The following is a 14,072-nucleotide window of genomic DNA, read 5'->3' as shown; positions in this document are numbered from 1 at the left end:
CCACAAGGCCACGGGCGGTGATCAGTGTCTTTCTCCCGTAAACGTAGGTCGGTGCGACCAGAAAGTCAACAAGTGATGAAATAAGGGGGGACGCCGCCGTGGAGACGGATCACGCCAACTGATCGATAGCGGGGCGGTAATCCGATAAGAAGAGGAGCATGACCACCGAGCAGACGTACGTCATCGTTGGGGCGGGCCTCGCAGGCGCGAAGGCCGCCCAGTCCCTGCGGGAGGAGGGCTTCGACGGCAGGATCACCCTTGTCGGCGCCGAGTCCGAACTGCCCTACGAACGTCCTCCGCTGTCGAAGGGTTATCTCCTGGGCAAGGAGGACCAGGCCAAGGTCTACGTCCACGACGAGGCCTGGTACCGCGAGCACTCCGTGGAACTGGTGTCCGGCAGCCAGGTGACCGACCTCGACCGGGGCGCGCGCAGGCTGGAGCTGGACGGCGGAGGGCAGATCGGCTACGACAAGCTGCTGCTCGCGACCGGCGCCTCCCCGCGCCGCCTCGACGTGCCCGGCGCCGACCTTGAGGGCCTGCACTACCTGCGTGACCTCGGAGACTCACAGCGGCTCCGTGACGCGATCAAGGGCGGCGGCCGGGTCGTCGTCGTCGGCGCGGGCTGGATCGGCCTTGAGACGGCGGCGGCGGCCCGCGAGTACGGCTGCGAGGTGACCGTCGTCGAGCCGCGCCCGGTGCCGCTGCAGGCCGCGTTCGGGCCGGAGATGGGCGGTTTCTTCGCCGACCTGCACCGGCGGCACGGGGTCGACCTGAGGCTCGGCCGTCAGGTGACCGGTGTCCTCGGTGACGGGCGCGTCAGGGCCGTCGCGACCGACGACGGGGCGGAGGTCCCGGCCGACGTCGTGATCGTCGGCGTGGGCGTGCGGCCCAACGCCGAGCTGGCCGTACTGTCCGGTCTGCCGGTGGACAACGGAGTCCTGGTCGACGCCGCGCTGCGCACGGAGGACCCCGACGTCTACGCCGCCGGTGACGTGGCCAACGCCTTCAACCCCCTGTACGGCACCCGCGTCCGCGTCGAGCACTGGGCCAACGCGCTCAACGGCGGCCTCGCCGCGGGCAGGTCCATGCTGGGCCAGGAGGTCGTCTACGACAGGCCGCCCTACTTCTTCAGCGACCAGTACGACGTGGGCATGGAGTTCTCCGGCTGGTTCGAGCCGGGCGGCTACGACTCCGTCGTCGTCAGGGGAGAGCGGGAGGAACAGGCCTTCTACGCCTTCTGGCTCAGCGGGGGCCGCGTCGTGGCGGGCATGCACGTCAACCTGTGGGACGACGGCATCGGCCCGGTGCAGAACCTGATCCGCTCGGGCGTCGCCGTGGACGCCGAGCGGCTCGCCGACCCCGGGGTCCCGCTCGCGGACCTGGCGAAGTCCTGATCCGCGCGTCCTTCCGCCGGGGGCCGCTTCCCGAGCCCCCGGCGGAAGGCGCGAGAAGGTTCAGGAGCGGGCGGCCTCGCGGGCGCGGCGGGCCTCGCGGCGCTCGACGAAGCGGGAGGCGGAGACCTCCAGACGGGCGAGGAACTCGGCGAGCTCCTCCCGGGCCTTCTCGCCCTCGCCGTCGAGGTCCTTCATGTCGAAGACGGCCCACTGCCGCAGCACCGGCATGAGGACGTCGTCGATGTGCAGGCGCAGGTCGTAGATCCCGGCGTTGGCGATGATCATCGCCTTGCGGCTGAAGCCCTCGATGCCGGTCCCCGGCATCTGGAAGGTGGTCACCACGTCGGTGACGGCGCGCATCGTCTGGCTCGGGGCCAGCTTGAAGGCGGCGTCGAGAAGGTTCCGGTAGAAGAGCATGTGCAGGTTCTCGTCGGCGGCGATCCTGGCCAGCAGCCGCTCGCAGTTCGGCTCGCCGGAGGCCCTGCCGGTGTTGCGGTGCGAGATCCGGGTGGCCAGCTCCTGGAAGGAGACGTAGGCCAGTGAGTGGAGCACTCCCTCGTAGGAGTTGGTGAACCCCTCCTCCATGTGGAACATGCGGGCGCGTTCGAGGGCGACCGGGTCGACCGCGCGGGTGACCGTCAGATAGTCACGCAGGGCGGCGCCGTGCCGGGCCTCCTCCGCGGTCCACCGGTGCACCCAGGTGCCCCAGGCGGCGTCGCGGCCGAAGGCGGTGGCGATCTCGTAGTGGTAGCTGGGGAGGTTGTCCTCGGTCAGCAGGTTGACGATGAGGGAGACGCGCGCCTCTTCGGGCAGTTTCGAGTCGTTCTCGACCCAGGCCTCGCCGCCGAGCACGCCGTCGAAGTCCCTGCCCTCGGACCACGGGACGTATTCGTGGGGGAACCACTCCTTCGCCACCTTGTGATGCCGGTCCAGCTCCCCGGCGACGACGGGCTCAAGCTCAAGCAACAGCTCGGTCTGGCTGAACTCGCGCATTGCGGTCTTCTCCCTCACAGACTACGGAACCGTAACCTACGTTAGCGTAGGTACCCCGAGGGTCGGTACGCGAGATGTCTCACCTCTGCCGCCCAGGCCGAGGGAGGCGAGGAGGACGACCAGGGCGTCGCTCAGCACCAGCAGGCGCTGGAGCAGGCCGTAGTAGCCGGGGCCGTCGATGAGGGAGGAGACCAGCGAGCCCGGGTGGGCGGCCAGGAAGGCGGCCAGGAGCACCACCGAGAGCGCGCTGACGACCGAGAGCAGCGGGTTCCTGAACCTCCTGCCGAGCAGCCAGCCCGCGCAGGGCAGCGCGGTGAAGACCACGGCCGCCGACCAGCGGTGGATCTCCCCGCCCGCCGAGAGGGTCCCGGCGGCGGTGTCCGTGGTGAAGGCCGCGGTCAGCAGCAGGCCGACGGCCCCGGCCAGGAACAGCACCCGGGCGGCGGCGCTGCGCGCCGGGTCCACCCGGGCCAGGCCGTAGGAGACCCAGACCGAGCCGACGGCGAGCGCGATCGTGCCGAGGACCATCGCCGGGGCACTGGCGCCCAGCAGCGCGTAGTCGCTGATCAACGTCGTCATCGGATCGACCTGGCCCGCGGCCACGTGCGCGTAGAGCGTCGCGGCGACGGCCAGCAGCGCCGCCGCGACCCCCGGCCAGCGCCACACGGCGCGTGCGCCCGCGTTCTCCTCTTTCACGGTTCCTTCGCTTTCCTTTCCCGTGCCGACGGCGCCCCTGCCCAGGGCGCCCGCGCTCACCGCGCCACCTCCTGATAGATCGCCTCGAACCTGGCCAGGGAGGCCTGGTGGTCGTGGGTCAGCGCGATCGAGCGGCTCACGGCGCCCATGGAGGCGCGAGCCTGCGGGCTGCGCAGCAGGTCGCCCAGGTGCTTGGCCAGCCCCCGCACGTCGCCGGGGGCGAACAGGTGGCCGTTCTCGCCGGGCCGTACGAGGTGGGGCAGGGCCATCGCGTCGGCGGCGACGACCGGCAGGCCCGTCGCCATGGCCTCAAGCGTCGCGATGCTCTGCAGCTCCGCGACACTGGGCATCGCGAACACGTCCGCCGCGGCGTACACCTGCGGGATCGTCTCGTCCGGCACGAAACCGAGGAAGATCACCCGGTCGCCGACCCCGATCCGGTGCGCCAGCCGTTCCAGCGCCGCCCGCTGCCCGCCGGTGCCGACCAGCGCGATCTGCGCGTCGGTCTCGTTGAGGACGTACGGCAGCGCGCGGACGAGGTCCTCAAGCCGCTTCTCCTCGTCCAGGCGCCCCACGAACAGCACCGTGTCCCGGTCGGGCAGGTCGAAGGCCTTGCGCGCCCACGCCCTGGGCTCGGCGTGCGGGTGGAAGCGGGCGAGGTCGATGCCGCAGGAGACGGCCTCGACCGAGCGGGTGAAGCCCCGGTCGGTGAGCAGCCCGGCGGCGATCCTGGTCGGCGTGGTGACCCGGTCGACACGGGAGAAGATCCGGTTGAAGTCGCGCCAGGCCAGCCGGGCGACCTGCTCCCGCAACGGCCCGGGGACGTGCGCGAACTGGAAGAGGTTGTCGGGCATGAAGTGGTTGGTCGCGACCACCGGGACGCCGCCGCGCCTGGCCGCCGAGATCGCGGCCCTGCCGACCACGAAGTGTCCCTGGACGTGGAGCACGTCGGGGGCGATGTGCCGTACCAGCCGGTCGAGCCTGGAGGGGAGGGAGACGCGCATGGTCGGGTGGACCAGCAGCGGGGCCGAGCGCAGCCGGTGCACGGTCACCCCGTCGAGGGACTCGGTCCTGGCCGGGCCCTCGTCGGAGCAGCAGATCACGTGGACCTCGTTGTCCCGCCCGGCCAGGCCACAGGCCAGGCGGTGGGTGAAGTAGGAGGTGCCGTTGACGTCCGGCGGGTAGGTGTCGGTGGCGATCAGAACCCGTCTCGGCCTCTGGGGAAGGGGGGACGGGGCGAGGATCGGGGCGGCTGAGGTGACCATCGATACTCCTTCATCGATCTAATCGGACGTTGGGGGACAGCGGGGTCGTGCGGGCCAGCGCGACCGTGCCCGCAGCGGTGAGGCAGGCGGCGGCGAGCGCGGTCAGCGTGCTCACCGCGCCGGTCGGCAGCGGTTCACCGAGCAGCAGGGCTCCGAAGACGACGGCGGTGAGCGGGTCCGCCACCTGGAGCGCGGCGAAGGCGACGCCGAAGTGGCCGGCGGCGTAGGCGTGCTGCAGCAGGACCAGCGCGACCAGGCAGGGCAGCGGTACGGCGAGCACCAGCCAGAGGTCCCAGTCGCCGTAGACCAGGACCCTGGTGAGGGTGGCGGTCGCCCCGTAGAGCACGCCCGCGGCCATGGCGAGCAGCCCGGCCCGTCCCGCCGGAGAGGTCCGCCGGGAGGCCGCCCACAGGGCCAGGGCGGTGATGGCCGCCCCCGCGAGCAGGGCCACCACCCCCGTCGTGCTCAGGTGGGGGTCTCCGGTGCCCTGGGGCACGACCAGCACCAGGCCGCCGAGCCCGACGGCGATCACCGCGGCGGCGGACAGTTCACGGGACGTGGGTCTGCGACCGCCGAGGGCGGCGGCGCAGGGCAGGGCGAACAGCAGGCTGGCCACGCCCATCGGCTGGACGACGGTGAGCGGGCCGTACCTCAGGGCGAGGACGTGCAGGCCGGTCCCGACCCCGATGGACAGCCCGCCGAGCAGCCATCGCGGGCGCCGGAACAGACGGCCGATCGTGGGTCGTTCCGCACCGGCCGCCTCGTGCTGCTGCAACGCGGCTCCGAGCGCGAAGAACAGCGATCCCAGCAACGCCAGGCCGACGGCCAACACGGTCATGCGCACTCCTTCCACTGCAGATGAAGACATGGCGAGATGGCCGAGACACCTCAAGGAGGCGACCGGTTGGGGTCTTCCGGTGAACCAGTGGCAGCGTCTCGCGGCACGGACCCCGGAACCATCGGGGTTCTCCCTGACTCCCCGGGGAATTCCCCGGGGTCGGGCTCGGGGGCCGTCAGGGCCTCGTGGCCGGAGCGACGGCCTTCTCCGAGGTGACGGAGTTCCCTCCCCGCGGGCGCGGGGGAAAGGAGGTAGGGGTCAGTCGCGGACCCCGGCCGCGGTCCGCTCGTGCCGCTCGGCCGTACGGCGCCGCCGGGTGAAGCGGACCACCTCGACCACCGCCGTGATCGACAGGGCGATGCCGAGGCCGAGCAGCAGCCCCTTGATCGGGTCGTTCTCGAAGGCGGCGCCGCCCACGAAGCCGATCAGCCCCGAGTAGATCGCCCAGGACACGGCGGCCAGGGCGTCGAAGAGGGCGAAGGAGCGCCGGGGGTAGGCGACGGCGCCCATGGTGAGGGTGCACGCGGTCCGGCCCGCGGGGATGTAACGGGCCACGACCAGGACCAGCCCGCCGCGTTCGGCCAGGGCCCGTTCCGCCCAGGCGATCGCCTTGCCGCTGCGCCTTCCGCCCCTCAGACGGCTGTTGGTCGTGCGTCCGATGGCGTACGAGATGTGGTCGCCCGCGAACGCTCCGAGTGCCGCGACCACGATCACCAGCCACAGGCTGGGTGCGCCGGTCGAGGCGGCGAAGACACCGGCCGTGATGACGGCCGTCTCCGCGGGGACCACGGGAAAGAAGCCGTCGAGCATGGCCAGCGCGAACAGCGCCAGATAGATCCACGGCGAGGACATCGCCTGGTGGACGGCGTCGAGGATGGCCTGTGTCACAGCCGCACTCCTGTAGGTATCGGGAACCGCACACAGCACGGTGCCGGGCGGCCCGCATGTCGGGCATCAGGGGGAGTCCCCGAGCTTTCGGGGAGCGCCCCCTGAGGGCCCCTCAGGGGCGCGTCATCTCGACCCTAGGAAGCAGAGGGCGGTCGGCACATCCCGCGTTCGGTCGTGGTGACCCCCTACTTTCGTCATGCGCCCTCCTGTTCCGGCAGGAGATCCCGCGCGGCGGGGTCAGTTCATCAGCCAGACGGCCAGGTTCAGCGCGCCCGCGTAGGTGACCCACAGCGCGTACGGCACCAGCAGCCAGGCGGCGGGGCGGCTGATCGGCCGGAACATGACGACGGTGGCCACGATCGTCCCCCAGAGCACCACGATCTCGGCGAAGGCGACGCCGTACAGGTGGGCGCCGAAGAACAGCGGGGTCCAGAGCGCGTTGAGGACGAGCTGGACGGCGTAGACGCCGAGCGCGGGGGTCAGGCCGCGCGCCGACCAGGCCAGCCAGCCCGACAGCGCGATCATGACGTAGAGCACCGTCCACGCGGGACCGAACAGCCACCGCGGCGGTGCCCACGCGGGGCGGTCGAGCATGAGGTACTCACCGCCCGCGTCTCCCGCCGCCAGCGCCCCGGCCGCGGCGACCAGGGCGAGGGCGAGGATGAAGACGGGCAGCACGAGCCAGCGTTTCGGATTTTCCGCGATGTCCATGAGGTCCTCCCTGCCCCTGTCTTCGTGGCTCAGACGAGGACGGTTTCCCCGGCGGGGAGGGAAAGGCTCAGGCGGGGGCCGGGTCGTGGTGCAGGCGGCGCAGGACGCGGCGGAAGGCGTAGACGGAGACGGCCGCGGCGAGACCGCTGATCAGCGCGACGACGCCGGTGCGGACCAGCAGGTAGGTGCCGATCGACTCGTGCAGCAGGAGCCAGATGCTCACCGAGGAGTTGGCCAGCAGCACGAAGGCCCACAGCAGGGTGATCCGGGCGAAGAACCGCCGCACCCGCTCGTGCCTGAGCACCGCGGAGGGCAGGTGGATGTAGTCGAGGGTGAGCTTCTGCGCCAGTGGCCGGTTCAGCCGCACCGAGGCGAGGAAGGCCACGCTGATGCAGATGGTGCCCAGTTCCGGCTGGAGGAAGTAGACCACCGCGCTTCCGCTCCACAGCCCGAGCAGCGCCCGCACGGTGATCGCGATGGCGGCCAGCACCATCGTCCCCGGCACCCTGACCCGCCGGACCAGGCGCCAGCCGACCCCCGCGTAGACCCAGCTCACCGCCGCGATCAGGGCCCCGTTGAGCCCGAGCACGGCCAGCGCGGCGTAGAAGACGGCCAGGGGGGCGACCACCCCTTCGAGGAGCTTGGGCACGGCCTGCCGGACCAGGGCGGTGAGGCGGGGCAGGACGACGGGCGGATGGCTCATGACGCTCCCCAGGGGACGGCCGCCGGACGTCTCGGATCGGGGGACGGAGACTCCCGTGCCGGACGGCGATTCACCGTATCCGAGCCGGGTGAGTGCCCGAGCCGTCCCGCCGGGGCCGGGGAGGCGTCAGCCCATGGAGGCCGTGGCCAGCTTCGCGCCGAAGCCGAGGAAGAGCGCGCCGACCCCGGTGGTCAGCCCGGCGGCCAGCTTGCGGCGCGTCCTGAACTGGGCGGCGAGGAACGTTCCACCGAAGATCAGCAGAGACAGGTAGAGCATGCTGAACACCTGGCAGATGACGCCCAGGATCAGGAACGACAGCGCGGGCATGCCGTAGGCCGGGTCGACGAACTGGATGAAGAAGGAGATGAAGAACAGGATCGCCTTCGGGTTCATCAGGCTGATCACGAGGGCCTTGCGCAGGGGGTTCTCCCCACCGCGCCGGGACGCGGCCTGCGTCGTCCGCCCGGCCTGCGCTCCCTGGGCCGCCTGAGCCGCCTGGGCGTCCTGTGACGTCCGCCAGGAGCGCCAGGCTCCGCGCAGCATCTGGAAGCCGATCCACGCCAGGTAGGCCGCGCCGGCGTACTTGACGACGTTGAAGAGGATCGGCGTCGACTTCAGCAGTGAGGCGACCCCGGCCGAGGCGAGCACCATCAGGACGCTGTCGCCGATGAACACCCCGGCGGCCGCGCGGTATCCCTGGCGTACGCCGCGCTGCGCGGCGGTGGTGAGCACGTAGAGCGAGTTCGGGCCGGGCAACAGGATGATGAAGAAGGCGCCGAGGACATAAGTCCATATGTCGGTTATGCCGAAGAACATGGTCGTGCTCCAGGGGGACGTTGCGTGATCCGTCACACGCTACCGCCACGCGTCGTACCGCTTTACCTTTAATCCCTATCGAATTACCATGGAAATGACTCGGGGGTGACGTCGGACGACGAGTGAGGTCGTGAGATGAGCGAGACCGATCCCCCTGTGGAGACCCCCGCGGAGACCGCGGTGGAGAGCGAGGGCCGCACGGCGGTCAACGAGGACTGGGCGGCCACGATCGTGGGCCTGGTGCTGCTGGCACTGGTCCTCGTCGGCGTGATCCCCGTAGGGCTGGTGCCCTGATGAGCATCGAGGAGACGAACGTCGTGTCCCGGCGTCAGGGCGGCGCCGGATGGGCGCTGTCGGGCGTCCTGGTCGTGCTGCTGCTGGCCGCGGCGACCCGCTATCTGGACCAGAACGTCCCCGAGCTGCTCAAGGGGACCCCGCTCGGGAACATCGCGGCCACCGTCGAGTACCCGGTCTACGCGATCGTCATCGGGCTGGCCGGCAACGCCGTGCTCACCCTGGCCGGGGTGCGAGAGCGCCTGTCCGGCGGCTTCAGGACCGAGTTCTTCATCAAGACGGGCCTGGTCCTGCTGGGCGCCTCGATCAACCTCAGGGTGATCGTCACGGCCGCCGGTCCCGCGATCGTCCAGGCGATCGTGCTGATCACCTCGGTGTTCCTGTTCACCTGGTGGCTCGGCGGCAGGCTGGGCCTTGAGGAACGGCTGCGCGCGCTGCTGTCGGCCGCGGTCTCGATCTGCGGGGTGAGCGCGGCCATCGCCGCGGCGGGAGCCGTACAGGCCAGGCGTGAGCAACTGGCCTACAGCGCGAGTCTGGTGATCGCCTTCGCGCTGCCCTCGATCTTCGTCCTGCCCTGGCTCGCGGGCGTGTTCGGGCTCAGCGACGAGGTCGCCGGGGCGTGGATCGGCGGCAACATCGACACCACCGCGGCGGTGACGGCGGCGGGCGCGATCGTCGGTGACAACGCGCTCGCGGTGGCGAGCATCGTCAAGGTCACCCAGAACGCCCTGATCGGCGTCGTGACCATCGGGCTTACCGCCTACTTCGTCTTCCGGGTCGAGCGGCGCCCCGGCACGCGCGGGCCGGGTCTCGGCGAGTTCTGGCGGCGCTTCCCGAAGTTCGTGCTCGGCTTCGTCGCCGCCTCGGTGATCGCCACCTGGTGGCAGGGCACGGTCGCCGTCACGCAGGCCAAGGCGGTCATCGGGGAGGTGAACGACCTGCGGGTCTGGTTCCTGATCCTGGCCTTCGTCAGCATCGGCCTGGAGTTCAGGGTCGCCTCGCTGCGGGAGGCGGGCTGGCGCCCGGTCGGGGTCTTCGCCGCCGCGACCCTGGTCAACGTGGTCGTCGCCCTCGGGCTTGCGCTGGCACTGTTCGGCGGGTTCAGCGCCGCCTGAGACCGGAGTCCGGTACGGCGGGCCGTCGCGACGGCCCGCCGTTCGTCCTGTCACAGCCCTTCCCGGCCTCCTCGGCCCGGTCGGCGGCTCGGCGGTCCGCCTCCGCCGCCGGCATGCCCGTCTCCGGATCGCCCGCCGGGGTCCGGCTGTTCCCGGGAACCGGTGTCTCAGCCTCGGTCGGCCAGGGGCTGGACCCGGTGCGGGACGACCGTGGACAACGTGATCACCGTGCTGCTGCGCCGTACGCCGGGGATCGTGAGGGTCTCGTCGATGACCTCCTGGATGTGCTCGTGGTCGCGGCCCGCGATCCGGCACCAGACGTCGCCGGGACCGGTGACGATGTGGGCCTCCAGGACCTCGGGGATCGCGGTGAGCGCGGCGGAGATCTCGGCCCTGGAGACCTGCTCGACCTCCAGCGTGGTGAAGGCCTGCACCGGGTACCCCAGCGCGCGGGGGGAGAGGTTGGGGCCGAAGTCGGTGATCACCCCGTCGGAGACCATCCGGTCGAGGCGGGCCTGGACGGTGCCCCTGGCGACGCCGAGGAGGCGGGAGATCTCCAGCAGCCCGGTCCTCGGGCGTTCCCTGATCAGGTGGAGCACCTTGCGGTCGAGCTCGTCCAGGCCGTTCCGCCGGGCTGCCAATCTGTCCACCTCCGAAGTGCGCGCCGTGCCCTTCACTGACGATCTGGCAGTGAAACGGCGGGTGTGTTGCCCAGTCTGGGACTGCCAATCACACTACGCCTGCATATATGGCATATACGGCAAAGATGGAGGAGAAATGGCACGCGAGCATTCCCACCCTTTCATTCCTTACCGGCCCACGCGGTACCCCGAGGCCGAGATGGTGGAACGGGGCCGCAGGTTCTACGAGCACATGGACCGGCGCAGGAGCGTGCGCTTCTTCAGTGACGAGCCCGTGCCCCGCGAGTGCGTCGAGCTGGCGATCAGGGCCGCCAACACCGCGCCGTCAGGGGCGCACCAGCAGCCCTGGAAGTTCATCGTCGTCGGCGACCCGGAGACCAGGAAGCGGATCAGGGAGGCCGCCGAGATCGAGGAGCGGCAGAACTACGAGGGCGGCCGGCTGACCGCCGAGTGGCGCGAGGCCCTGGCCCACCTGGAGACCACCTCGGACAAGGGCTACCTGGAGACGGTGCCGTGGCTGGTGGTCTGCTTCGCGGAGAAGTACGGCGTCCGCCCCGACGGCACCCGGGTCAAGCACTACTACGTCAACGAGAGCGTCGGCATCGCGTGCGGGTTCTTCATCGCCGCGCTGCACGAGATGGGTCTGTCGACGCTCACCCACACCCCGAACCCGATGGCGTTCCTGACCGAGATCTGCGGACGTCCCGGCAGTGAGCGCCCTTACATTCTGTTCCCGGTCGGTTACGCGGCCCACGACGCGGAGGTTCCCGATCTCACCCGCAAACCGCTGTCACAGGTGCTCGGCGAGGAGTGACCGGCGCGCGGAGGCGGAAAGGAGGGCAGATTTTGGAACGTGCCTAGCTGGATCGTTGAATCCTTGAGCTTTTGGGCCTTGTGGCAAATCTCTGTCAAGGCTACGATCGCGACAACTCTTAGGAAACTTTCCTAAAAGAAATGAGGAGACGAGACGACGATGGTGCGCCCCCCACCGCCTTGATCGATCGCGAGCTGCGAGAACGCCAAGACGGCAGTCATCACCATGTGAAGGTCCGGCCGTTCGGACGACTCCACCCCCCAGGTTCCCCTGTCAAGGGAGCGATCATGTGGCGTACCCTTCCCTTACTCGTCCTGACTGAGGCTGCAAGCTCCCCGCACGGGGCGTTCGCGCCAGGTGGCACCACCACCGCCACCCTCGTCCGGCCTTGCGGCCGGTGGTCGGGGCCACGGGGCGGGCACACGCCCAAGGATGTCACCATCGCGGTTCCCGCGCACCGGCAAACCCGGCGCGAGAACACGCCGCCCACCGGTCACGGGCGGCATCTCGGCTCCATCATCGCCTTGACCAGCGTTTCGACCAGCGTTTCGACCAGCGTGAGCCGTAACGACGCGGCCACGCGGAACACCCCGGGCGATCCGCGCGCGTCCGCACGGGCCGAACACACCGTCGGCCGGACTCCGCGGGTCGGCGTACAGCCGGTCATCACCGGTGAACACCGGAAGATCGGGCACGCGACCGGTACGGCGAACCAAGAGACGACCAGCGACGGCGCCTCTTCGTTCGGCGTGCCGGGCGACGGCCTGCGCTGAACCATGGCGTGGACCCGGCCTTCCTGCGGCCCCGGGACCGCGCCCTACCCGCCGTACGGCTTGCGCTCCGCCTCCTCGCCGCCTGCAGAGGAGCACCCCCCAAAAAGGAGCGCGAGCCGTACGGCCACCCCCCCACCGAATGCATGAGGTTAACGTGAGATTTCGCGTCATAGCCGGATCGCTCGTCGCCGCGGCGGCCCTCGCCGCGGCGGCGACGGCGGTCGCACTCCCAGCACAGGCCGCCTCGGCCACCGCGACCTTCGTCAAGGTCGGCGACTGGGGGTCGGGCTTCGAAGGCAAGTACACGATCAAGAACGACAGCGGCACCGCCATGAGCAGCTGGAAGGTCGAGTTCGACCTGCCCGCCGGTGTCAGCGTCGGCTCGTTCTGGGACGCCACGCTGACCAGGAACGGCCAGCACATCACCTTCAGCAACGTCGGCTGGAACGGCAGCGTCCCCAGCGGCAGCAGCGTGAGCTTCGGCTTCCTCGGCACCCCGGGCGGCGCCAACTCCGTACCGCTGAACTGCAAGCTCAACGGCGCCGACTGCGGTGGCGGCAGCACCGAGACCGCCCCGGGCAAGCCGGGCGCGGTGACGGCGACCGGCGGCTCGAAGAGCGTGTCCCTGTCGTGGGGCGCGGCCAGCGGTACGGTGACCGGTTACCGGGTTTACGAGGGCTCGACGCTGAAGGCGACCGTGACCGGTACCTCGGCGACGATCTCCGGCCTGGGTGACTGTGAGGCGCACACCTACACCGTCGCGGCCTACAACGGCGCGGGCGAGGGTGCCAAGAGCGACCCGGCGAGCGCGAGCACCACCGGCTGCACCACCGGCGCCCCCGGCAAGCCCGGCTCGGTGACGGCGACCGGCGGCTCGAAGAGCGTGTCCCTGTCGTGGGGCGCGGCCAGCGGTACGGTGACCGGTTACCGGGTTTACGAGGGTTCCACGGTGAAGGCGACCGTGACCGGTACCTCGGCGACGATCTCCGGTCTGGGTGACTGTGAGGCGCACACCTACACCGTCGCGGCCTACAACGACAACGGTGAGGGCGCCAAGAGCGACCCGGCCAGCACCAGCACCACGGGCTGCACCACCACGCCGCTGCCCAAGCACTTCCTCACCGGCTACTGGCACAACTTCGACAACCCCGCGGTCGAGCTGAAGCTCTCCTCGGTGCCGAAGGAGTACGACCTGATCGCCGTCTCCTTCGGCGAGGCCAGCTCCACCGCGGGCGAGGTCGTCTTCGGCATCGACCCGGGCCTGTCGGCCTCCCTGGGCGGCTACACCGACGCCCAGTTCAAGGCCGACGTGCAGACCGTGCACTCGCGCGGCCAGAAGGTCATCCTCTCGGTCGGCGGTGAGAAGGGCCGCGTCCAGGTCGCCAGCTCGGCCGCGGCGACCAGGTTCGCCGACAGCGTCTACGCCCTGATGCAGAACTACGGCTTCGACGGCGTCGACATCGACCTGGAGAACGGCCTCAACGCCACCTACATGGGTCAGGCCCTGCGGTCGCTGCGCGCCAAGGCCGGCTCCGACCTGATCATCACGATGGCGCCGCAGACGATCGACATGCAGTCGCCGGGCGCCGAGTACTTCAAGCTCGCGCTGAACATCAAGGACATCCTCACCGTTGTCCACACGCAGTACTACAACTCGGGCTCCATGCTCGGCTGCGACAAGATGGCGGCCTACTCGCAGGGCACGGTCAACTTCATGACCGCCCTGGCCTGCATCCAGCTTGAGAACGGTCTGCGCCCCGACCAGGTCGCGCTCGGCCTGCCCGCGGGCCCCGGCGCCGCGGGCGGCGGCATCGTCGCGCCCTCCATGGTGAACCAGGCGCTGACCTGCCTGGCCACCAAGACCAACTGCGGCTCCTTCGTTCCCCCGAACGCCTACCCCGGCATCAGGGGCGCGATGACCTGGTCGATCAACTGGGACGCCAGCAACAACTGGAACTTCTCCAAGACCGTCAAGCCGCACCTCGCCACCCTCCCCTAGGGGCCCTGGGAAACATCCCCACGGGCACACAGCCGGTACGGCCCGCGTCTTCCGCCCCCGGGGCGCGGGCCCTACCTAGGTCACGACGAAGTGACACCCCCCAAGTAAGACCGCACTTCTCGCACCTCTTCC

15 protein-coding genes are annotated in these 14,072 nt (G+C 70.3%); 6 read left to right on the top strand and 9 right to left on the bottom strand.

What is annotated here, in order from left to right; translation table 11 throughout:
- The first annotated feature begins 158 nt into the window (after positions 1 to 158).
- Positions 159 to 1,394, top strand: a complete 1,236-nt coding sequence (locus tag ABZ463_RS16900) for an FAD-dependent oxidoreductase (protein WP_362776892.1) — start codon at positions 159 to 161, stop codon at positions 1,392 to 1,394.
- Between the two features lie 60 nt (positions 1,395 to 1,454).
- On the opposite strand, the gene ABZ463_RS16895 is transcribed toward ABZ463_RS16900, so the two are convergent.
- From ABZ463_RS16895 to leuE, 8 genes are all read right to left on the bottom strand, one after another.
- Positions 1,455 to 2,387, bottom strand: a complete 933-nt coding sequence (locus tag ABZ463_RS16895) for an acyl-ACP desaturase (protein WP_362776889.1) — start codon at positions 2,385 to 2,387, stop codon at positions 1,455 to 1,457.
- 36 nt (positions 2,388 to 2,423) lie between these two features.
- A complete protein-coding gene (locus ABZ463_RS16890) occupies positions 2,424 to 3,143 on the bottom strand; it encodes a DUF998 domain-containing protein (protein ID WP_352009493.1) in 720 nt (239 codons plus the stop codon).
- On the bottom strand, positions 3,140 to 4,348 hold the full coding sequence (locus tag ABZ463_RS16885) for a glycosyltransferase (protein ID WP_362776886.1): 1,209 nt from the start codon (positions 4,346 to 4,348) through the stop codon (positions 3,140 to 3,142). Before ABZ463_RS16885 ends, ABZ463_RS16890 begins: the two co-directional genes overlap by 4 nt.
- Positions 4,349 to 4,358: 10 nt before the next feature.
- Positions 4,359 to 5,186, bottom strand: coding sequence for a DMT family transporter (locus ABZ463_RS16880; RefSeq protein WP_352009491.1), 828 nt, complete (start codon positions 5,184 to 5,186; stop codon positions 4,359 to 4,361).
- A 258-nt stretch (positions 5,187 to 5,444) separates the two neighbouring features.
- Positions 5,445 to 6,074 carry a DedA family protein gene (locus ABZ463_RS16875; RefSeq protein ID WP_352009490.1) on the bottom strand — a complete coding sequence of 210 codons (630 nt, stop codon included), beginning with the start codon at positions 6,072 to 6,074 and terminating at the stop codon, positions 5,445 to 5,447.
- 237 nt (positions 6,075 to 6,311) lie between these two features.
- A complete protein-coding gene (locus ABZ463_RS16870) occupies positions 6,312 to 6,785 on the bottom strand; it encodes a TspO/MBR family protein (protein ID WP_352009489.1) in 474 nt (157 codons plus the stop codon).
- Positions 6,786 to 6,852: 67 nt separating this feature from the next.
- Positions 6,853 to 7,488 carry a VC0807 family protein gene (locus ABZ463_RS16865; RefSeq protein WP_352009488.1) on the bottom strand — a complete coding sequence of 212 codons (636 nt, stop codon included), beginning with the start codon at positions 7,486 to 7,488 and terminating at the stop codon, positions 6,853 to 6,855.
- A gap of 126 nt (positions 7,489 to 7,614) precedes the next feature.
- Positions 7,615 to 8,304 (bottom strand): leucine efflux protein LeuE, encoded by a 690-nt coding sequence (gene leuE, locus ABZ463_RS16860; RefSeq protein ID WP_352009487.1) that lies wholly within the window; start codon positions 8,302 to 8,304, stop codon positions 7,615 to 7,617.
- Positions 8,305 to 8,439: 135 nt separating this feature from the next.
- On the opposite strand from leuE, the gene ABZ463_RS16855 reads away from it, so the two are divergent.
- Together ABZ463_RS16855 and ABZ463_RS16850 are read left to right on the top strand one after the other, a co-directional pair.
- On the top strand, positions 8,440 to 8,598 hold the full coding sequence (locus ABZ463_RS16855; RefSeq protein ID WP_352009486.1) for a hypothetical protein: 159 nt from the start codon (positions 8,440 to 8,442) through the stop codon (positions 8,596 to 8,598).
- Positions 8,598 to 9,713 carry a putative sulfate exporter family transporter gene (locus ABZ463_RS16850; protein ID WP_362776882.1) on the top strand — a complete coding sequence of 372 codons (1,116 nt, stop codon included), beginning with the start codon at positions 8,598 to 8,600 and terminating at the stop codon, positions 9,711 to 9,713. The genes ABZ463_RS16855 and ABZ463_RS16850 overlap by 1 nt, the downstream gene beginning before the upstream one ends.
- A 167-nt stretch (positions 9,714 to 9,880) precedes the next feature.
- On the opposite strand, the gene ABZ463_RS16845 is transcribed toward ABZ463_RS16850, so the two are convergent.
- The gene (locus tag ABZ463_RS16845; protein WP_352009484.1) at positions 9,881 to 10,363 is read right to left on the bottom strand and encodes an Lrp/AsnC family transcriptional regulator; all 483 of its coding nucleotides are present in this window, start codon (positions 10,361 to 10,363) and stop codon (positions 9,881 to 9,883) included.
- Between the two features lie 127 nt (positions 10,364 to 10,490).
- On the opposite strand from ABZ463_RS16845, the gene ABZ463_RS16840 reads away from it, so the two are divergent.
- The 3 genes from ABZ463_RS16840 (at position 10,491) to ABZ463_RS16830 (ending at position 13,940) form a co-directional block, all read left to right on the top strand.
- A complete protein-coding gene (locus ABZ463_RS16840) occupies positions 10,491 to 11,168 on the top strand; it encodes a nitroreductase family protein (RefSeq protein WP_352009483.1) in 678 nt (225 codons plus the stop codon).
- Between the two features lie 287 nt (positions 11,169 to 11,455).
- Positions 11,456 to 11,941: a hypothetical protein gene (locus ABZ463_RS16835; protein ID WP_352009482.1), complete on the top strand. Its 486-nt coding sequence runs from the start codon at positions 11,456 to 11,458 to the stop codon at positions 11,939 to 11,941.
- A 154-nt stretch (positions 11,942 to 12,095) separates the two neighbouring features.
- Positions 12,096 to 13,940 carry a cellulose binding domain-containing protein gene (locus ABZ463_RS16830; protein WP_352009481.1) on the top strand — a complete coding sequence of 615 codons (1,845 nt, stop codon included), beginning with the start codon at positions 12,096 to 12,098 and terminating at the stop codon, positions 13,938 to 13,940.
- Positions 13,941 to 14,072: the final 132 nt, after the last annotated feature.

It is taken from the genome of Streptosporangium sp. NPDC020145 (assembly GCF_040631275.1).
Lineage (GTDB): Bacteria > Actinomycetota > Actinomycetes > Streptosporangiales > Streptosporangiaceae > Streptosporangium.
This window is presented reverse-complemented; position numbering and strand designations above follow the sequence as displayed.

Bases quoted from the DNA above. Each gene is read 5' to 3' on its own strand.
- ABZ463_RS16900 (WP_362776892.1), top strand. From the start codon at position 159: ATGACCACCGAGCAGACGTACGTCATCGTTGGGGCGGGCCTCGCAGGC.
- ABZ463_RS16895 (WP_362776889.1), bottom strand. From the start codon at position 2,387: ATGCGCGAGTTCAGCCAGACCGAGCTGTTGCTTGAGCTTGAGCCCGTC.
- ABZ463_RS16885 (WP_362776886.1), bottom strand. From the start codon at position 4,348: ATGGTCACCTCAGCCGCCCCGATCCTCGCCCCGTCCCCCCTTCCCCAG.
- ABZ463_RS16880 (WP_352009491.1), bottom strand. From the start codon at position 5,186: ATGACCGTGTTGGCCGTCGGCCTGGCGTTGCTGGGATCGCTGTTCTTC.
- ABZ463_RS16870 (WP_352009489.1), bottom strand. From the start codon at position 6,785: ATGGACATCGCGGAAAATCCGAAACGCTGGCTCGTGCTGCCCGTCTTC.
- ABZ463_RS16865 (WP_352009488.1), bottom strand. From the start codon at position 7,488: ATGAGCCATCCGCCCGTCGTCCTGCCCCGCCTCACCGCCCTGGTCCGG.
- leuE (WP_352009487.1), bottom strand. From the start codon at position 8,304: ATGTTCTTCGGCATAACCGACATATGGACTTATGTCCTCGGCGCCTTC.
- ABZ463_RS16855 (WP_352009486.1), top strand. From the start codon at position 8,440: ATGAGCGAGACCGATCCCCCTGTGGAGACCCCCGCGGAGACCGCGGTG.
- ABZ463_RS16850 (WP_362776882.1), top strand. From the start codon at position 8,598: ATGAGCATCGAGGAGACGAACGTCGTGTCCCGGCGTCAGGGCGGCGCC.
- ABZ463_RS16840 (WP_352009483.1), top strand. From the start codon at position 10,491: ATGGCACGCGAGCATTCCCACCCTTTCATTCCTTACCGGCCCACGCGG.
- ABZ463_RS16835 (WP_352009482.1), top strand. From the start codon at position 11,456: ATGTGGCGTACCCTTCCCTTACTCGTCCTGACTGAGGCTGCAAGCTCC.